Genomic DNA, 19,280 nt, shown 5'->3' with positions numbered 1-19,280 from the left:
TTTGGTGCATTCCGTTTGGCAGGTTACTCGGCGGCGGGCTTCATTTGGAACCCTTCCTTGACCTGATCGGCAGGGGTGACCGGGTAGTCGCCCGAGAAGCAGGCGTCGCAATACTGCGGGCACTCGGCCTTGCGGCCTTCGGCTTCGCCCACCGCGCGGTACAGACCGTCGAGCGAGATGAACTTGAGGCTGTCGACCTGTAGGTGATCGCGCATCTCGTCCTCGGACATGGTCGCCGCCAGCAGCTTTTCGCGCTGCGGGGTGTCGACGCCGTAGAAACAAGGCCAAGCCGTGGGCGGGGAGGCGATGCGGAAGTGAACCTCGGCGGCGCCAGCGTCGAGGATCATCTCTTTGATCTTGCGCGAGGTCGTGCCGCGCACCACGGAGTCGTCGACCAAGATCACCCGCTTGCCCTTGATAAGCGCACGGTTGACGTTGAGCTTGAGACGCACACCCATGTTGCGGATCTGCTCTGTCGGCTCGATGAAGGTCCGGCCCATATATTGGTTGCGGATGATGCCCATCGCGTAGGGAATGCCGGATTCAAGACTGAAACCAATCGCTGCCGGGGTGCCACTGTCGGGCACGGGGCAGACGAGATCGGCGTCAACCGGGCTTTCCTTGGCCAGTTCACGGCCAATATTCTCGCGTGTTTCATAGACCGAGCGACCGCCGAGGATGCTGTCGGGGCGGCTGAAATACACGTGCTCAAAAATGCAGAAACGCGAGGCGACGCGCCGGAAGGGGAAGTGGCTTTCGACGCCTTTCTCAGTGATCACGACCATCTCGCCCGGCTCGATCTCGCGCACGAATTCGGCGCCGATGATGTCAAGCGCGCAGGTTTCAGAGCTCAGCGCCCATCCATCGCCGACACGGCCCAGAACCAGCGGGCGAACCCCTAGCGGATCGCGCACGCCAATCAACTTGGTGCGCGTCATTGCCACGACAGAAAAGGCCCCTTCGACCCGGCGCAGGGCATCTTCCATGCGTTCGGGGATGTTGCGCTGCAACGACCGCGCCATCAGGTGAATGATGCACTCACTGTCCGAGGAAGACTGAAAGATCGAACCGCGCTCGATCAACTCGCGGCGCAGCGCGTTGGCATTGGTGATGTTGCCGTTATGCGCAATTGCGGCACCGCCCATGGCAAACTCGCCAAAGAAAGGCTGCACATCGCGGATCGCGGTGGGGCCTTTGTTGCCGGACGTGGAATAGCGCACATGGCCGATGGACAATTCGCCGGGCAGGGTCTGCATGATATCCTGCGAGGTGAAGTTATCACGGACATAGCCAAAGCGGCGGGCCGATTGGAAACCAGCTTCGGGATCATAGCTGACGATGCCGCCTGCTTCTTGTCCGCGGTGCTGGAGGGCGTGGAGGCCAAGGGCCACGAAAGTGGCGGCATCAGCAACGCCAACCACGCCGAAAACGCCGCATTCCTCCTTCAGTTTATCCTCATCTCCGCTGTCGCGCAGGTAGGATGTGTCAAAGGGATGGGCGGGTGGCATGAGCTTGGACAACGGGGCAACTCCGAATCCGGGTGGGGTCGGTGCCTATGTAGGGGCTTCGCACCCGACTGTCACCCCGCATGTCGCCCGCGAGGAGCGACAGGCGCGATAAAGTGTGCCGAGGGGTCGAGAACTGGGCAGCGGATGCACCGCTGCCAGTCCCGGATGTGCCCCAAACGCAAAACAGGCGGCCCGTTGTTCTGGCCGCCTGTCTAAAACGATAGTGTTAAGAGTTTGTGAAGGCTTTAGGCGCTACATTTCCCGACGAGCGCCTCATAACGGTTGGTGATCCAACCAAGCGCCTCTTGCGGGTCTTTTTCTTCGATCTGGCCGGTAAAGCGCGAGAATACAGCAGCGGAGCGGCTGTTCTCGACCATTGTCGTGCGCTCACCGGTGATGACCGTGTCGTAAACGAAGAAGGCAATTGCCACCAGAAGCACGCCGCGCACGACGCCGAAGATAAAGCCAAGCCCTTGATCGAGGCCGCCCAGCATCGAACGATGGACCAGCGAAGAGAACAGCGGGGTGAAAAGTGAAACCACGATCAACGCGGCGGCAAAGACCAATGCGAAGGCACCGATCACCGACAATTCGCAACTGTCGGCAAGGAATTCGCCAACATAGGGCAGCTCACGCACCAGCGGCTCAACCTGCGGCGCAAAGAGAAAGGCCAGCACTGCCGCTGCAATCCAGCCGACAATCGCCATCAGCTCGCGCACCAACCCGCGGCCATAGGCCAGCAGTGCCGATAGCACGATGACCACCGCGACCACCCCGTCAATAATGGTAAAACCGTCCATGCGCGTTCTCGCCCTCGTCTAAGGGGGGATCAGCCCGCCCCGAAAATTTCGCCAACAAATCCGGTCAGATCGCTCATCGTATTCAGCGCAATTCCGGTCGCACCCACGGCTTTCCCGCCGCGCGGTGCAATAGCGCTCGTAAAACCAAGTTTTTGCGCCTCTTTCAACCTGTTTTCCGTCTGGCTGGCGGGGCGCAGCGCACCGGACAGGCTGATTTCCCCGAAAACAACGGTTTCGGCGGGCAGGGCCGCGTCTTCTCGGGCCGAAAGGATCGCGGCAGCCACGGCCAGATCGGCGGCGGGCTCTGAGATTTTCATGCCGCCTGCCACATTGAGATAGACATCCAGCCCCGCAAAAGGAATCCCGCAGCGCGCCTCCAACACCGCGAGGATCATCGCCAAGCGGCCCGAATCCCACCCCACCACGGTGCGGCGCGCTTGGGAATGGGGCGAGGGGGCAACGAGCGCCTGAAGCTCGACCAAGACAGGGCGCGTGCCTTCGATGCCCGCAAAGACCACCGACCCGGGGGAGGGTTGGCCGCGTTCCGACAAAAACAGCGCCGAGGGGTTGAGGACCTCAGACAGACCGCCGCCCGTCATCTCGAACACGCCGATTTCATCTGCCGGGCCAAAACGGTTTTTGACCGCGCGCAAGATGCGGAATTGGTGTCCCCGTTCGCCTTCGAAATAGAGCACGGTGTCGACCATATGCTCCACCACCCGCGGGCCAGCGATCTGGCCTTCTTTGGTGACGTGGCCAACGAGGATCACGGCGACCCCGCGCCGTTTGGCAAAACTGGTCAACTCATGCGCCGCGGCGCGCACCTGACTGACCGAGCCCGGCGCGCTTTCGACGTTATCGGCCCACATGGTTTGAATGGAATCGATGATGGCAAGCTGTGGCCGTTCGGCTTCCAGCGTGGTGAGGATATCGCGCAAATTGGTTTCTGCCGCCAGTTTGACCGGCGCTTCGGAAAGGCCCAACCGTTGGGCGCGCATGCGGACCTGCGCGCTGGCTTCCTCTCCGCTGACGTAAATCGTCTTTAGACCCGAATTCGCAAAATGCGCGGCAGCTTGAAGCAGAAGTGTAGATTTGCCGATGCCCGGATCGCCGCCCACAAGAATCGCCGAAGCGGGCACCAAGCCGCCGCCCAGAACGCGGTCCAACTCGGCAATACCGGATTGCGCGCGCGGTGGCGGGGTTTCTTGGGTGGCAAGATCGGTGAGTTCAATGGCAGAGCCGCGCCGTGCGCCCAAGGATTTGCTGGGCGGGCCTGCGGAGATGCCCTTGTCTTCGACGATCGAATTCCAAGCGCCGCAGGCGTCGCAGCGCCCGGACCATTTGGAATGTTTTGCGCCGCATTCGGTGCAAGAAAAACTTGAGGAGGTTTTAGCCATGGGCCCTTTTCGCGCAGGTGCCGGATGGCGTCAAAGGAAAAGCATCCGGCCCTTGGGTGATGATCCCGGGGGGGAACCCAATGGGCCGGATGCTGCCGCCGGTGTTATTCGGCAGCTTTGGGAGGCAGATCGATCACGATATTGTCGAGCGATGTCGGCTCCGGCTGGCGCTCGGGGGCTTCGGTTTGCACCACACGCTCAAGGCCAAGTTCCGGCATGATCTCACGCATCTCGTCACGCAGGCGCTCAAGCTGGGCCACGGCGACGCTCTCTTCGAGTTCGACTTCGTGGAGCCAATGTTTCATCTCTGTCGAGATGGCTTTGGCCTGATCCAGACGGCTGTTGAACAACTCGACCTCTTCTTGGCGCTGTTTCAAGAAGCTGCGTGCACGGGCCAGTTTCTCATCCGAGTAAACTTCGGCCAGATCGCGGGCCACGTGGCTCATCTGTGCGGCCATTTCCAGCACAGCGGGTTCCAGCGTGCTGAGGTCGGGGTGATCGCGCAGATAGGCCAGACGTTCGCGCACCGAATCAAATTCCGAACTCATCTGAAAGGTTTCCGCACGGTCGGCGGCGTGCACGGCGCCATAGGCGCGGGCCACGTCCTGCATGCCAACATTGAACTGGCGGTGCGAGGTTTCAAGCTGCATGACGCGACGGTTGGTGGGCAGGAAAAAACACAGGCCCACGGCAAGAGCGGTTAAGGTTAGCTGGGCGTACATCCCAGCGTTTTCAACAGGCTCACCGCCATATCGAAGGTCAAGACTGATCCAATCCCAAAGGCCGATCCCGGCCATGATGCTGGCTACGGTGAGGGCGATGGCCGCGAGGGCAAAGACCACAACGGCAAGCCTTTGAAAGGCGAATTGGATGAGGTAGGCGAATGAACGAAGCTGGGACATACTTTCTCCCCCCTGGAAGAGCTACTAAGCAAGTTTCTGCCGACCAACGCCTCTTTATCCTTCTTGGTTCCCATTCAGTGCGGAATTATGCTGAGGATTTAACGCAGTTTTGCCGACATTATGGCACAACCTCAGGTTTTTCGTAAACTTTTTGCAGTGATTGGGGGGATTTATCGCGTGAAAGGCCGAGACGGGCGGGGATAGACCTGTGGGAAAATAGCCACGCTAAACAGCGCCGCCTTGGTGCCCAGCCAATAAGAGATGGGGGAAAATCGCCGATCTATTCGGCGTAGCTCCGCGCGTATCTCGCCCCGAGCGAGGTGAGCATTTCGTAGCCGATCGTCCCGGCCCAATCCGCCAGATCATCGACACCCTGCTTTGGCCCCAGCAATTGCAAAGTCGCGGGGACTTCATTTAACGCAGAGACATCCACCGTGATCAGATCCATCGACACGCGCCCGACAATCGGCAGCGAAATGCCGTCATGTTGGAATGAGGCCGCGCCGACTGCATTGCCCATGGCGCGCTGGAGCCCGTCGGCGTAGCCCGCAGCGACGGTGGCGAGCTTCACCGTGCTCTCTGCCGTCCATGTGTTGCCATATCCCACAGTCTCTCCCGGGGTGACGTTGCGGGTTTGGATCACCGGCACATCGAGGGTGACCACAGGCCGCGCATCGGTGAAGGGGCGCCCGCCATAAAGGCCAATCCCGGGCCGCGTCACATCGAAGTGATAATCGGAGCCCAGCAGGATGCCCCCCGTGGCAGAGAGCGAGCGGGGCACGTCGATCCCTTGGGTCATCTCGTGAAAGCTGCGCAGCTGCGCGTCGTTCATCTCGTGTCCCGGTTCGTCTGAGCAGGCCAGATGCGACATGATCAGCGAGGGGTTCTGGCTGAGTGCGATGTCGCGCAGGGCCGCCCATTCCGCAGGCTCCATCCCCAGCCGGTTCATGCCGCTGTCGAGTTGGATGCCAAAGCCATGGCCGGGCAGGGTCTCAAGCTGGCGCAAAAGCTGCTCGGTCGAGTTGACCATCGGCGTCAAGGCGGCACCGGCAATCGCCTCGGCGTCGCCTGCCATGTGGCCGGAAAAGACGTTGATCACCGGGCCTTCGCCCAAAGCCTGCCGCAGTGCTACGCCTTCTTCGGCCAAGGCCACAAAGAACTGCCGCGCGCCAGCCTCGGCCAAGGCTGTCGCCACGCGGGCTGCGCCCAACCCATAACAGTCGGCTTTGACGACCGCGCCGGTCTCGGCCTCCGTCATGCGGTCAAGGGCGCGCCAGTTGTCGGCGATGGCTTGCAGGTCGATGGTCAGGGTTGCTTTGCTCATGCGCGGATGTGGGCCAGAATGCGGGGGGAGGTCAAGCGGCCAAGCGCACCTAACGTCATGCGCGACAGGGGCGAGGGGGATTTGTTACGGTTTTGCCTACCGGATGCGCAGGATGGGGAGGTCAGGCGGATGTCACGGATCAGGATCATGTTTGGCCACGCGGGGGTAATGCTCATGGCGCTGGCCTGTGTGGTTGCCTTTGGCGCAATGCTCTGGGGGGCACCGCTGTGGTGCTGGGCGCTGGTGCCACTGGGGACCGCGGCGCAGATGCTCAATGAATACAACCTGCACCGGTATGTCTTTCACCTTGATCCGCCGAAACGGCAATGGGCCTTTGATCTGCTCTACCGCGCGCATTACGGGCACCATGATTTTCCCACCAATCACGGGCTGTTCTTTGTGCCGCTTTGGGTCGCTTTGCCGATGCTGGTGGGGAATTTTCTTTTGGTTTGGAGCTTTGCGGCGCTGCTGGGGTTTGAAGCGGCTATTTGGATCGCCACGGCAATTGTGCCCCTTGGCGGGGTACTGACCTTTCTGGGCTATGAGTGGTTCCACATGACGGCGCATCTGACGGTCCCCAAAACGGCGGTCGAGCGGCATGTCACGCGGCTGCACAACCAGCATCATTTCCGCGACTTCAACAAGTGGTTCCATGTCAGCCCCGGCGGAGAGATTATCGACCGCGCCATGGGCACGGATATCGACACCGAAGCCTTGAAACAGCAGCAGCGCATCGCCTTTATCCGCACCTTGGGCATGAAACCCGATGACCCAAGGCTGTTGGCCGCCCGCGCCAAATTCGCCGGGAGGTATGGGCTCTCTGAGGCAGAAGTGGCCCGCGCCGCGCGGGGGTAAGTGTGAAACTTCCGTAACGTCATGGGCAGGGCGCTTGCTTGCCTCCGCAACGCAGGTAGGCTCGGGCCTATCCAAGGGAGGACGAACCATGCATAGACATATGACCACCACGGCCCTGCTTGCCGCCAGCCTTACCGCAGGGGCGGCGCAGGCGGAGAATCGGATCGACCGACAATTGCCGAACGCGCCCGAGCTCGCGGCCTATGGCGACCACGCGGTGGGCGTGCGCACGCTTGAGATGGTCAACCCCGATCAGATCGACATACTCGCCATCGACCCGGCCGCCGATAAGCCCGATGAGATGCCGCGCTATGACCGGCCTTTGACCGTTGAGATGTATTACCCTGCCGCCGAGGGCGCGCAGGGCGAAACCGCCTTCAAAGCCTATCTGCGCGACGGCACCACCGAGGTCACGTTGCAGGGACAGGCGATGCGCGATGTCGATCCGGCCTCGGGCGAGACCTTTCCGCTGGTCCTGATCAGCCACGGCTATCCGGGCAACCGCTATCTGCTGTCGCATCTGGCCGAGAACCTCGCCTCCAAGGGCTATGTCGTGGCCTCCATCGACCACACCGACAGCACCTACCGCACGCAGGCGGCCTTTGGCTCGACGCTGGTGAACCGCTCGCTGGACCAACTCTTTGTGCTGGAGCAGATGGCGCAAAAAGCCGCGGAGGGTGGCGATTTTGCAGGGCTTTATGACGCTGAGAACACCGGGCTGATCGGCTATTCCATGGGCGGCTATGGCGCGATTATCACCGCAGGCGGCGGCGTGACCGAGGCTTCTGTAGGCTACACATGGGGTGGGCCGCATGGCACATTGGGCATTCATCAGGCCGGGTCAGACACCCACGACGCGCTGCCTGATCCGCGCATCAAGACGGCCGTGGCCTTTGGCCCTTGGGGCATGAACCGGGGCTTTTGGGATGCCGAAGGTCTGGCGGGCGTGCAGATCCCGATGCTCTTTATCGCCGGATCGCAGGATGACACATCGCTTTACGAAGACGGCATTCGCGCGATTTGGCAAAACACCTCAAACGTCGACCGTGCGCTGCTGACCTATGTGAACGCGGGCCATAACGCCGGCGCGCCGATGCCCGCGCCCACGGAGTCCTATTACTTCAGCGAGGACAAAGGGTTCAACATTTCAGAACATTACACCGATGCGGTTTGGGACACGGCGCGGATGAACAATATCGCCCAGCATTTCGTGACCGCATGGATGGATAGCCATCTGAAGAATGATGCCGAGAAGGGGGGCTACCTTGATCTGGTAGAGGATTCCAACGCTGGCGTCTGGTCTGTCGAAGAAGACGGGACCAAAAAGGACGACCACAGCTATTGGAAGGGTTTCGCCCAAGGCAGCGCCAAGGGGCTGATGTATGAGACCCGCGCAGCGGGAGAGTGACAAAACGAACGCCCGGGGGGAGTGTTCCCCCCTCCCGGGCGGGACGGTTCAAGGTTTGATGTAGGTGTAGCCCATCTGTTGCAGGCGCGACAGTTCCGCCACGCCGGAGGGCACGATGTCTTCCTCCCACACATCATAGAGATCATCCTCATAGCTGATCTCGCGGCCGCGCAGGGTGTTGTTGCAGACGTGAAAGCTGACGTTCTGCCCTTTGAGCGATGATACGGTTGTCTGCATCTTGTCGTTGCCCTTGGCATCGGCCAAGAGGCTCAGCCCATTGCCATGCAGCACGACCTTCACGTCGATATTCTCGGCCCCGACGGCATTGATGTGGTTCTGAATGTTGCGCATGGCCCCCAGATGCGCTTTGGAGCCTTCGCCGCCGTTATAGTTGATGTGATAGACGACTTTCTGCTTGCCGAAACGCTCGGTCTCTTCGGCGTGGAGCGCGAAGGCAAAGCTGGTGGCGAGCATCAGACAGATCGCGCGGATGATATTGGTCATTTGGTCCTCCCAAGGTGAGTGACGGTACTGGCGCGATGCGCAGAACCGCCCATCTAGCCTAACGGCAATGGGGGGCAATCCAAATCATTTATTCAAGACTGTGAATTCGATGGGGATGGGCGCGATCGGCTGAGGGTCACCGCCCGCAAAAAGCGATGCCTTCAGCCGAGGAGGATCAAAATTCCTGTTCGTCGCCGCCACCCTGCTGCCAAGGCTGCACAAGGTTGCCAAAACGGGTAAACCGGCCCTCAAAGCTGAGGTCCACCGTGCCGATCGGCCCGTGACGCTGCTTGCCGATGACTACCTCGGCGCGGCCGTGCAGGCGCTCCATCTCTTCTTGCCAGACCGCCATCTTGTCGAGCTCATGATCGCCCGGTTTTTCGCGTTCTTTGTAGTATTCCTCGCGGTAGACGAACATCACCACATCGGCGTCCTGCTCGATCGAGCCCGATTCACGCAGGTCCGACAGCTGCGGGCGTTTATCGTCGCGGCTTTCCACCTGACGCGAAAGCTGGGACAAGGCGATCACCGGAATGTCGAGTTCCTTGGCGATGGCCTTGAGACCCATGGTGATTTCCGAGATTTCGTTCACCCGGTTTTCCGATTTGCCCGTGCCGCGGACCAGCTGCAGGTAGTCGATGATCAATACATCAAGCCCGTGGGTCCGTTTGAGCCGCCGCGCGCGGGCGGCAAGCTGGCTGATCGGCAGGGCGGGCGTGTCGTCGATGAACAGCGGGCAGGCTTCCAATGCCTTGGCGGCATCGACGAAGCGGCGGAACTCGGTCTCGGTCATGTCGCCCGAACGGATCTGTTGGCTGGGGATCTCGGCGGCTTCCGACAGGATCCGTGCGGCAAGCTGTTCGGCGCTCATCTCAAGGCTGTAGAAGCCCACCACGCCGCCGTCGACCGCGCCTTCGGTGCCGTCGGGCTTCATCCCGCGTTTGTAGGCTTTGGCCACGTTGAAGGCGATGTTGGTCGCAAGCGAGGTTTTCCCCATCGATGGACGGCCCGCAAGGATCAGAAGGTCAGAGCGGTGTAGACCGCCCAGTTTCTTGTCCATGTCGATCAGCCCGGTCGAGACGCCTGAAAGACCCCCGTCGCGCTGATAGGCGGCGTTGGCCACGTTGACCGCATCTGTCACGGCCTTGAGGAAAGACTGGAAGCCGCTTTCGACCTGACCCTGTTCGGCCAGCTTGTAGAGCTCTTGTTCGGCCTCGACGATCTGCTCGCGCGGCTCGGAGGCGACATCGACTTGCGCGGCCTTGGCCGAAATGTCGCGGCCCAGTTGGATCAGGTCGCGGCGCACGGCGAGGTCATAGATCATCTGCGCGTAGTCGCGCACCGCAAAGGCGCTGATCGCAGCACCCGCGAGACGGGCGAGATAGGCAGGGCCGCCCAGCTCCTTCAGCCCCTCGTCGTCCTCCATAAAGGCTTTGAGCGTGACCGGAGAGGCGAGGTTGTTCTTGGCGATCCGTTGGGAGGCGATGTCGAAGATGCGCGCGTGGACTGGCTCGTAGAAATGCTTGGGGCCAATGACTGAGGCCACGCGGTCATATACGTCGTTGTTGGTGAGGATCGCACCCAGCAACTGCTGCTCGGCCTCGATCGAATGCGGCATCGATTCCGGTGCCTGCACGGCCAATTGGTTCGCGTTCAGCGATGTAATTTCGTTCATGACCTCACCCATTTCTACCCAGATGGTCGTCATAGCCAGTGGGGTCGTCCGGCGCAAATTGTATCTTTTGTGGATAACTTGATCGACAAAAGGCCCCACCACATTTTGCCTTGTGGTGGGGCCTTGGGTCAACATCTTGCGGAAAAACGCTTATCTTTTGCGGGATTCCTGCCATTCGCGCGGGGCGTTCAGGAAGGCTTCGACTTCGGTCAATGTTGCCGCGTCAAAGGCGCCTTGTGCGCGCGCTTCGGCCAAGACATCCCACCATGTGCACAGCGCATGAAGCGTAACGCCATGGTCACCAAGGGTCTTTTCGGTTTGTGGGAAAATGCCGTAGTGAAAGATCACGGCGGTATGGGCGCAGCTTGCGCCGGTTTCCCGAATCGCGTCGACAAAGCTGAGCTTTGAGCCACCATCCGTGGTCAGATCCTCAACCAGCAGCACGCGCTGGCCTTCGGTCATGTCACCTTCGATCCGCGCGTTGCGACCGTAGCCTTTGGACTTTTTGCGGACATAGGTCATCGGCAGCGCCATACGCTCGGCGACCATCGCGGCGAAAGGGATGCCCGCCGTCTCGCCACCGGCGATATTGTCAAAGGCCTCGAAACCGGCGTTGCGCATCACGGTGACAGTGAGAAAATCCATCAGGGTCGAACGGATGCGCGGGTGGGAGATCAGCTTGCGGCAGTCGATGTAAGTCGGGCTGGGCAGGCCGGAGGCCAGCGTGAAGGGGTCATCCGCGTTGAAATGCACCGCGCCGATCTCCAGCAACATGCGCGCGGTGAGGCGGGCCATTTCTTCGGGGCTGGGGTGACTGGTGGGGATCATGGCAGGCGTCCTTGGCTGGGGAGAGGTCGGATCGGTATTTAAGAAAGGATGAAGATTAGGTGGTCCAGTGCAGATCGAAACCGGGGTCGAAGACCGTGACCGGCCCGTCGGGTGTGTCGATGCTGGCGGGGTGGGTTGGCGCTTCGCGGCGCAGGGTGATCTGCGTCTCGTTTGGCGGCAGGCCGTAGAAGGCGGGGCCGTTGAGTGAGGTGAAGGCTTCGAGCTTGTCGAGGGCACCGTCGTCTTCAAAAACCTGTGCCAGGATCGACATTGTGTTGGGCGCGGTGAAGCAACCTGCGCAGCCGCAGGGCTGCAGCTTGGCGCCATCGGTATGGGGCGCGCTGTCGGTGCCAAGGAAGAAGCGCGGATCGCCGGAAGTGGCCGCTTGGCGTAGGGCGAGGCGGTGGGTCTCGCGTTTGGCCACGGGCAGGCAGTAGTAATGCGGGCGGATGCCGCCAGCGAGGATGTGGTTGCGGTTGATCACGAGGTGATGCGTGGTGATCGTGGCCGCAAGGCCGCTGTCGTTGCTGCGCACGTAGTCGGCGGCATCGGCGGTGGTGATATGTTCCATGATCACGCGCAGCGCAGGATGCGCGCGGCGAATTGGGTCGAGCACGCGGTCGATGAAGACGGCCTCGCGGTCGAAGATGTCGATCTCGCTGTCGGTGACCTCGCCGTGGGTGCAAAGCGGCAGGCCGATTTCGGCCATTCGGTCGAGTACCGGGGCGACATTGTCGAAGTTGGACACGCCGCTGGCGGAGTTGGTGGTGGCCCCGGCGGGGTAGAGTTTGACCGCGTGGATGAGGCCATCGGCATGGGCGCGGGCCACGTCGTCAGGGTCCGTGTCCTCGGTCAGGTAGAGGGTCATCAGCGGGGTGAAATCGGCACCCGCAGGCAGGGCGGCCATGATGCGGTCGCGGTAGGCGGCGGCTTGGGCGCCGGTCACCACCGGGGGCACGAGATTTGGCATGATGATGGCGCGGGCAAAGTCGCGGGCGCTATGGGGCAACACGGCGCGCAGCATGTCGCCGTCGCGCAGGTGCAGGTGCCAGTCGTCGGGACGGCGGATCGTGAGGCTTTGTGTCATGGCCGCGGGGCTAGCACAGAGCGGGGGCGCGCGCCAGATTGAAAACCTATCCGGTGGCGGTCGCCACCTCTGTCACGGCGGCTTCTCGGCGGGCGCGAATGCGTTCAAGGCGGCGGGCAAAGCGTGGGGCGCTCATCCGCGCGCTGACATTGGCACAGACCGCTTCGAGCAGTCTCTCGCGCCCTTGGGCGTTGACCGCTTGGCTGAGGTTGCGCAGGTAGGGCAGGTAGTCGCGTCGCGCGCGGTAGAGGGCGGCGAAACGGGCCGCGTCCAGCGTGCCGTCGGCGGCGGCTTGCAGCAGCGGGTCAAGCTGGTCGATCTCCAGCAAATCGGTTTGCAGCGCATCGCCCATGAAGGGCATGCGCAGTTTGGTGACATTGGCGCGGGTAAATAGCGCGGCATGCATCGCGTCGAGTTTTTCTCGCGGGTCGTAGAGCACAAAGACCCGTTCTGCGGCGTCAAGCATATCGGGCGCATAGCCATAGCGGGAAGTGAAGTCGAGGATCCGCATATCGGTGAAACGGTCGTCCCAATCGGTGATGCGCGGGTTCAGCGTGGCCTGTGGTTGGATCGCCACAACCGCGGCACCGGGAGAGGCGACGGAGTAGGCAGCGGCGGCATAGGCGCAGGGGCCAGCGCCGTAGAACAGCACCTGATCAAATTCATCAAAGAATCCGTCGTCGATTAACCTGTCGAAATAGGCATAGACCTCTTCGGCGCGGAACCACGTGTCGCCATCGCTGGCAAGGCAGAGATGCGACCAGTCGTGATTGCGAACCATGTCCCAGCCCAAGGGCTGCGCCTTGTCGGAAAGGGCGTGCATGCCTTGATAGGTCTCAAACGTGACCAGCAGGGTGGTCTTACGCTCAATGAAGGCAGAGAAATGGCGTTTGCCCAAGGATTGGAAATATCCATCCTCTTCGGCCACGGCCTCTATTGCGCGCAGCCAGTCGCGTTTGGGCATATCGGCCAGTGAGCTTTCGATCGTGGGCGTCTCGCGCGGCATCGGGCATCCTCGGGCTTATCAGGGCGGGGCAGAACCGCCGTTTCAGCAGGGTATAGCCGGATAATAGGGCGAAAATGCGGAAAATCCGTGAGAAATTGAAGAGAATGTGACGGTTTTCCGGGGGCGGTGTGGTGGCAGTGCGCTATTGGGAGGGCTCGGCGGCTTGGGCGCGCTTTGCATAGTCCAGCATAATACGCGCCGCTTTGGCGGTGACCGGACGGCTTGGCGGGGCCATCAGCAGGCGTCCGAAAAGGGCGCGAAATGGCTCTTGGGCCATTAGCGCGTCGAACCGGGTACGGCGCCAAGCGACGGCCGTTTCGTGCAGGGCAGCGAGGGTCGTGTCGGCCTTGAGGGCGGCGAGTTCGCGGGCCCGCGCCGGGGCGCTGGCGCTGATGGTTGTATCGGTCTCGGTGTTGAAATTCCGCTCTACCCAATAGTCTAGCCCCAGCATGTCTGCGCGGTGCACCGCGCGGCCCCGGTCGGCTTTGAGAACATAGGATTCCATCGCGCCCAAGGGGTAGTGATTGATCTGGGCCAGCCCATAGTTCTGCCGACCGTAGGTTGAAAAAATGCGCCGCGTCTTGAAGAGATCGGGCAGGGCGCGGCCATGGCCGTCAAACCAGCGGGATTGGTCCAGCCGTGCGGGGTTGGGGCCACGGGGGCGGTGCACACCCGGCTGCGCATAGGTGCCGTCATTGCGGTAGAGGGTTTTGAACATGGCAGCCCGCCATGGCCAGTGCATCACCGCAGGGGCGCAGCGGGTAAAGCCTTCGGTCACCGGGCGGTCTTCGTAGCGGACCTGATCGCCACTGCCGAAAAGCCGCCACGTGAGGGTGATCGCCGTGGCTTCGGGCAGGGCGGCGTGCAGCGCGGAGAGGCTGTGATCGCCGACATGGATGTTTACAAATTCATCGACATCAAGGGGCAGGATCCAATCGGCCTGCTGCACGATCTCTAGTTCGGCAGCGGCCTTCAGCGCGGTGAACTGAATGCCGCCTTTCTCATAGGGGCCGTCGTTGCGGATGTGGGTGACACCGCCGAGCGCTTGCAGCCGGTCAAGCATGTCATCGGTGCCGTCGTCGCAATCGTTGGAAAAGACCAGCACATGATCGAACCCGATGGCGCGGTGATGGGCAAGCCATTCCAGCAAGAATGCGCCTTCGTTGCGCACACAAAGGATCGCGAGGTGGGAGACTTTACCACTCACGTCGGAAGGCCACGACTTTGTTATGCGAGCCGCGGTGGTAATAGGCCATGCTCGCCTGCATGAAGGCGGCAAAGACCTTATTGACCCCCTCAGGGCCGATCCATTGCGGATGCAACTCGATGATGGCGGCGCGCAGGGTGTCGAGCGGCAGCGACGGGATCAGGTCAACCTCAGCGCCTTCAATGTCGCAGATCAGAACGCTGGGGGCGATGTCGGCGAAAACCTCAGCCGCGCTCAGCACGTCGATTTGATGGGTCTCGGGCGGGGCTTCGCCTTCGAAACGGGTCATGGAGGAGGACAGGATCTGGTCGCGTACGTGGAAATCGACCTTGCCCGGCGCGGGGCCGAGGATGGCGTTGGTGACATGGGCATTGCTCAGCCCGTTGGCCGCATGGACCCGGCGGATATAGGGGATAAGGTTCGGGTTCGCCTCAAATGAATGAACCGAAGCCACGTTGCGTTTGCTGGCCACCAGCGTCGACATATAGCCCACGCCGCCACCCAGTTCGATCACCCGGTCGCCCTCCCTGACCACGCGCAGCGCGGCCTCGCTTTCTTTTGCCTCATAGGCGTTTTGGCGCAGTAGTTTGCGGACCCGCCCGCGCAGGATCGTTGGATCGTCGGGGAATTTCATGCCGCGGGAGTGGATGAAATTCGGCTCAGGCTTGGTGTCTGTCACGGGTCAGCTTTCCATATCGAGAGCGAGTGCATAGGCGACACGCTCGGTCGTGCTTAACTTGATGTTAAGCGCTTGGCGGTAGAGGTCGCGGAACTCTGGCGTTTGGTGCAGCTCTTCCGCCTTGGCGCGGTGCCAAGCAAGGCCCGCTTCGTGATGCGCGCGAAGCGGGTCGTCGGCCAGCAGGCGGGCCATCTCGGCGTGCAGACGCGGCAGGTTGCGCTGGATTGAGACATCTTGGTGGTCGTTCCAATCCATGCGGATCCAGTAGTTGATACCGATGGAGCGGTCGACATGCAGCGCCCGCCCGCGCTGACGTTTGACAAGAAAGGAGTCGGCTGAGCGCAGAGCGTAGTGGTTCAGTTGGAGCAGGTCATAGCCGATGTTGCTTTTGGAAGACCGCCACCCGTTGCGCAGCGCATCGCGCGTCATGTCGCGGCCCGAGCCGTTGACCCATTTGACCCGTTCCGCCTGCGCGTCGTCCAACTTGTTGGGCCGGTGGCAGGAGAGTTTTTCATAGGCGCCGATGTTGCGGAACATCGTCTTGAACCCCCATGCGGTATGGGGTTTCGGGCAAAAGCTGGGTGCGCAGTGGTCGAACTGGCCGATCACCGGCGCGCCCGACAGGGCGGTCACGCCGTTATGGCCAAAGAGCCGCCAAGTCATCGCGATATTGGTAGCCTCGGGCGCGGCGGCGAAAAAATCGTTGAGCGTGCCGTTGCCGGTGCGGATATTGACGAATTCGTCAACATCGATATGCGCGATCCATTCGGCGTCCCGGATCAGCGGCTCTTTCAGCGCTTGGTTCAATGCATGCTGCTGGGGCGAGTTGCCCTTCCAATCGTTGTTGTTGCGGTGTTGCAGGATGCCCATGTCTTGCAACCGTCCGAGCACGGCATCGGTGCCATCGGTGCAATAATTGGTGTAGATCAGGAAGTTATCAAAGCCCACTGCGCGGTGATAGGCGACCCATTCGAGGATATAGGGGGCCTCGTTCTTCATGCAGCCGACGATGACATTGCCGCTGTTGCCGGGCGGTAATTGGCGCGGCGGGACGGTAGTATAGGCAGGCGCGGGCTGGTCTTCGCCCTCGGGCGCCGTGTCGTTATGCGGGCGAAAGGGGCTGCTGAGGATCATCTCGTGGTTGACCTTTACCCGGTTCAAAAGCTGGGCATTGGCCGCGCGGGCGTCTTCTGAGGCGGCGGGGTCCGATAGCATCGCCTCGAATTTCGCGGCCGACTGGCGCGCCATCTCAGCCTCAGCGCGTTTCTGTGCCAGTGGGGTCGCGGTTGTTCGGATGCGGTGGGCAAAAGCGGCGAGGTACTGTGTGGCGCGAAAGCCGCGTTCGGGGTTTGCTTCGGTCCAAAGGGGTTCTGGCCTGTCGGGGGTGAGCGCCGCAGCCAGCGCGGAATATCGGGTGATGAGGGCTGCGTTGTCGCGGGCGAAATGGTCGGAGATTGGGGCGAGACTGCCGGGCGCGATCGCTGCGCCACCGATCTGCAGCGCCTGCAACATCTGGGTCCATGTGCTGCGCGGGCAAGAGAGGTCATGCGCTTGCAGATAGCGGATCAGCACATCGTTAAACGCGCGCATTCGGGCCAGCCAAGGCGCGGGCAGAGGGGCAAGCGCGCGGCCCGGATCAACCGGACCGAGGAGCGTGGTCAGGTCAAGGCTATCGGAAACTTCCCGCGCCCCGTCTTTGGACAGGAGATGCGGCAGGTCGAGCGGGCGGAATTGGACCTTTTCGGCCCCAAAGGCATCTGCCCAATGACTGTGAAGTGTTTGATAATCCAACCAGAAGGGCGGGTTTTGCACATCCGAGAATAGGCCAAAGTCGGGGGCATCCTCAGCAGGTTCGAGCGCGCCTTGCCACCAGTTGCCACGCTCCGCCAAGGCTAGTTCCTGCGTCAGCGGATGGCGCCGGCCTTCGGTCACGGCAAAGGAATAATGCGCGGTGAGAAGGCGAGCCTGTTCCTCAAGATGGGCGATAATGCGAATATCGTCGAAATAGGGGCTGAGCAGATCACGCAGACGGATAAGCTCTTCAGGCCGCGACAGCAGATTACCGAGTTGCGCCGCGCTGAGCACCACATGATCGGCGCGGGTCTCGGCCAAGTCACGAGGGATCAGCGCGTGGAATTCATCGCGCAGCGTGGCGCCGATCAGAGCACTGTCGAGCCCGCGTCGATAGCGCAGCAGTCCAACCGCATCAGGCGCGGCGCAGGCGGCATAGAGGCGGACGTGGTTCCAATCGGGGGCCAAAACCCCTTGTTTCAACAGCGCGCCCTTTTGCTGCTGCAAGATATTGCGCAGTCGCGCGGCGGCTTTTTCAGTCGGGCCGATGAACAGGGTGAGGCGCATCACTCGGCCACTTCTTTGCCGGTGTTGCTTTGGCCCCACCATGGCAAGTCGATGCCGAGGTAGGCGGCGATCTTGTCGCGGGCGCCGGGGTCTTCGATGTCGAATTCCAGAAAATTGGCGCAGCCAGCAAAGACCCGGCGGCAAAAGGTGAAATGCCCCTCGACCCATTTGGCGAGCTCGGCCTCGCTGCGGCCAAAGCCGCGGGGCAGGCCCGGCACATCCGCCTGTGGCAGGCGCCGGCGGCCCAGATTGTTCCAGCGCATCATGCTGTTCGCCGTCTTTGCCGGATCGCGGTGCGACAGCAGGAACTTGATGTCGGGGTGATGTTGCTGAATGGCGCTCAGCAGCCCCCAGTCGGTCTGCGGCCATAGGCTGCGGTCATGGCGCACGGCGCTCATCTCGTTGATCACGTCGAATTCTTGCAGCCGCGCCAGCGGGTCGCCGCTGGCAAAATAATCGGCATAGATGATCCGGCCGACATGCTCTCCGGTAATGTCAGGCAGGGCGCTTTGCCCTTTGCGGATGCGCCAATCGGCGACCCTAAGCCCCGCGTGGCGCAGCGCATCGGTGAGCGTGGTGGTGCCGGTCTTGGGCAGGCCAAGGTTGATGATCCGTGGGCCGGTCATTTCAGTCCAATCTCGGCGCGGACCTGCGCTTCGGCGGCGGAGTAGGGGCTGGCCTCGCGGAGTTGCGCCTGCATCGCGCGGTAGACCGGATCGGCCAGCAGGGCATCGCGGCGGGCGCGGTGCGCGGCCACGGCATTGGCATGAAGTTCAGCGATGCCGGGCAGCGCTTTGAGGCGGTCCATCTCGGCGCGCAGGGCGGGCAGGTAGCGCTGGATCGAGCGATCCTCCCAAGCTGCATCATTGCGGTCGCGCCAATAGGTGTCGTCAAAGGCGCGGTGTTCGCGGTTCACGTCACCCCGATCATTCTTGACTAGATAGCTGTCAAGCGAGCGCAGCGCGTAGTGGTTCAGGGTCGCAAAACGCCGCGCGCCGCGGGCGGGAAAGGCGCGGATGCGGCGCTTGTTGGCAGCGCTGCGGAAGGGCGCGGGCACCTGTCGGCCTGCGCCATCGGTCCAATGCGGTTGGTGTTTTTCGTCATCATGAAAAGGCCGGTGTGCGCCGTAGTAGCCTAGCGGGAAATCTTGCCGGACCAATGATTTAACCTCAATCGCCGTATCGGCGCACCAGATGTCGGGGTTATGGCTGCGGGTAAATTGCGCGATGATCGGTTCATCGACGAACTCCTCGATCCCGCCATTGGCGAAGAACTGGAAATGCAGCGAGATTGCCTGCGGATCGCCGCAGGCTGCGATCAGCGCGGGCAAGCGGTGGTCGCCTACATGGATGTTCAGAAACTCGTCCACGTCCGCGACCCAGACCCAATCGGCCTGCGTGACGACGGGTTGGCGCCGGGCATCCTTCAGCGCCTGCATCTGGTAGTTTCGGTTGGTGGCCGGGTTGGGCAGATGGGTGACGATACCGTGCCCGTCAAGCGCGCCCAGCAGGCGGTCGGTTCCATCGGTGCAATCATTTGAATAGAATAGGAAATCCGTGACCCCGATCACCCGATTGAAGGCAATCCATTCCAGCAGAAACGGGCCTTCGTTCTTGACGCAGGTGACAGCGGTGATGCGCATGTCAGACCCCGACGCGCCGGATCGCGATGAAAATGCTCTGTCCCATGTCCGCCCCTGTGGCCCCGTTGTTCCCGGTGACCGTCGATTATTGCTTGAGACT

At 61.8% G+C, this 19,280-nt stretch carries 17 protein-coding genes; 2 read left to right on the top strand and 15 right to left on the bottom strand.

Translation table 11 applies throughout. The features are described from left to right. Positions 1-23 precede the first annotated feature (23 nt). From purF to alr, 5 genes are all read right to left on the bottom strand, one after another. Entirely contained in the window at positions 24-1,508 is a 1,485-nt protein-coding gene (gene purF / locus T8A63_RS10095; RefSeq protein ID WP_067629132.1) for an amidophosphoribosyltransferase, read from the bottom strand. A 245-nt stretch (positions 1,509-1,753) separates the two neighbouring features. Continuing rightward, a complete protein-coding gene (locus T8A63_RS10090) occupies positions 1,754-2,308 on the bottom strand; it encodes a CvpA family protein (RefSeq protein ID WP_067629130.1) in 555 nt (184 codons plus the stop codon). 29 nt (positions 2,309-2,337) lie between these two features. Further along, complete coding sequence (gene radA, locus T8A63_RS10085) at positions 2,338-3,705, bottom strand: DNA repair protein RadA (protein ID WP_067629128.1); 1,368 nt, start codon at positions 3,703-3,705, stop codon at positions 2,338-2,340. A 104-nt stretch (positions 3,706-3,809) separates the two neighbouring features. Further along, on the bottom strand, positions 3,810-4,607 hold the full coding sequence (locus tag T8A63_RS10080; protein ID WP_067941845.1) for a DNA repair protein: 798 nt from the start codon (positions 4,605-4,607) through the stop codon (positions 3,810-3,812). A 280-nt stretch (positions 4,608-4,887) separates the two neighbouring features. Continuing rightward, the gene (gene alr / locus T8A63_RS10075; protein ID WP_322343700.1) at positions 4,888-5,931 is read right to left on the bottom strand and encodes an alanine racemase; all 1,044 of its coding nucleotides are present in this window, start codon (positions 5,929-5,931) and stop codon (positions 4,888-4,890) included. 147 nt (positions 5,932-6,078) lie between these two features. On the opposite strand from alr, the gene T8A63_RS10070 reads away from it, so the two are divergent. Both T8A63_RS10070 and T8A63_RS10065 read left to right on the top strand, forming a co-directional pair. Then, positions 6,079-6,786, top strand: a complete 708-nt coding sequence (locus T8A63_RS10070) for a sterol desaturase family protein (RefSeq protein ID WP_322343699.1) — start codon at positions 6,079-6,081, stop codon at positions 6,784-6,786. 100 nt (positions 6,787-6,886) lie between these two features. Beyond that, positions 6,887-8,194, top strand: coding sequence for a dienelactone hydrolase (locus tag T8A63_RS10065; RefSeq protein WP_322345704.1), 1,308 nt, complete (start codon positions 6,887-6,889; stop codon positions 8,192-8,194). A 48-nt stretch (positions 8,195-8,242) separates the two neighbouring features. On the opposite strand, the gene T8A63_RS10060 is transcribed toward T8A63_RS10065, so the two are convergent. The 10 genes from T8A63_RS10060 to T8A63_RS10015 form a co-directional block, all read right to left on the bottom strand. After that, positions 8,243-8,698 carry a DsrE family protein gene (locus T8A63_RS10060; protein WP_067629116.1) on the bottom strand — a complete coding sequence of 152 codons (456 nt, stop codon included), beginning with the start codon at positions 8,696-8,698 and terminating at the stop codon, positions 8,243-8,245. 175 nt (positions 8,699-8,873) lie between these two features. Then, entirely contained in the window at positions 8,874-10,373 is a 1,500-nt protein-coding gene (locus tag T8A63_RS10055) for a replicative DNA helicase (protein ID WP_067629172.1), read from the bottom strand. A 150-nt stretch (positions 10,374-10,523) separates the two neighbouring features. Then, positions 10,524-11,201 (bottom strand): orotate phosphoribosyltransferase, encoded by a 678-nt coding sequence (locus T8A63_RS10050; protein WP_322343698.1) that lies wholly within the window; start codon positions 11,199-11,201, stop codon positions 10,524-10,526. A gap of 55 nt (positions 11,202-11,256) precedes the next feature. Continuing rightward, positions 11,257-12,288: a dihydroorotase gene (gene pyrC / locus T8A63_RS10045; RefSeq protein WP_322343697.1), complete on the bottom strand. Its 1,032-nt coding sequence runs from the start codon at positions 12,286-12,288 to the stop codon at positions 11,257-11,259. 46 nt (positions 12,289-12,334) lie between these two features. Further along, entirely contained in the window at positions 12,335-13,294 is a 960-nt protein-coding gene (locus tag T8A63_RS10040) for a phosphoadenosine phosphosulfate reductase (RefSeq protein WP_322343696.1), read from the bottom strand. 142 nt (positions 13,295-13,436) lie between these two features. After that, positions 13,437-14,501: a glycosyltransferase family 2 protein gene (locus T8A63_RS10035; RefSeq protein ID WP_322343695.1), complete on the bottom strand. Its 1,065-nt coding sequence runs from the start codon at positions 14,499-14,501 to the stop codon at positions 13,437-13,439. Further along, positions 14,491-15,180 carry an FkbM family methyltransferase gene (locus T8A63_RS10030; protein WP_322343694.1) on the bottom strand — a complete coding sequence of 230 codons (690 nt, stop codon included), beginning with the start codon at positions 15,178-15,180 and terminating at the stop codon, positions 14,491-14,493. Before T8A63_RS10030 ends, T8A63_RS10035 begins: the two co-directional genes overlap by 11 nt. A gap of 3 nt (positions 15,181-15,183) precedes the next feature. Beyond that, positions 15,184-17,538 carry a glycosyltransferase family 2 protein gene (locus tag T8A63_RS10025; protein WP_322345702.1) on the bottom strand — a complete coding sequence of 785 codons (2,355 nt, stop codon included), beginning with the start codon at positions 17,536-17,538 and terminating at the stop codon, positions 15,184-15,186. Beyond that, positions 17,538-18,164: a sulfotransferase gene (locus T8A63_RS10020; protein ID WP_322343693.1), complete on the bottom strand. Its 627-nt coding sequence runs from the start codon at positions 18,162-18,164 to the stop codon at positions 17,538-17,540. The genes T8A63_RS10025 and T8A63_RS10020 overlap by 1 nt, the downstream gene beginning before the upstream one ends. Further along, on the bottom strand, positions 18,161-19,180 hold the full coding sequence (locus tag T8A63_RS10015) for a glycosyltransferase family 2 protein (protein WP_322343692.1): 1,020 nt from the start codon (positions 19,178-19,180) through the stop codon (positions 18,161-18,163). Before T8A63_RS10015 ends, T8A63_RS10020 begins: the two co-directional genes overlap by 4 nt. Positions 19,181-19,280 lie beyond the last annotated feature (100 nt).

Origin of the sequence: Sulfitobacter sp. OXR-159 (assembly GCF_034377145.1) — a bacterium.
Taxonomy (GTDB): Bacteria; Pseudomonadota; Alphaproteobacteria; order Rhodobacterales; family Rhodobacteraceae; genus Sulfitobacter.
Note: the sequence above shows the minus strand (reverse complement) of the source record. Positions and strands in the feature narration are given on the sequence as shown.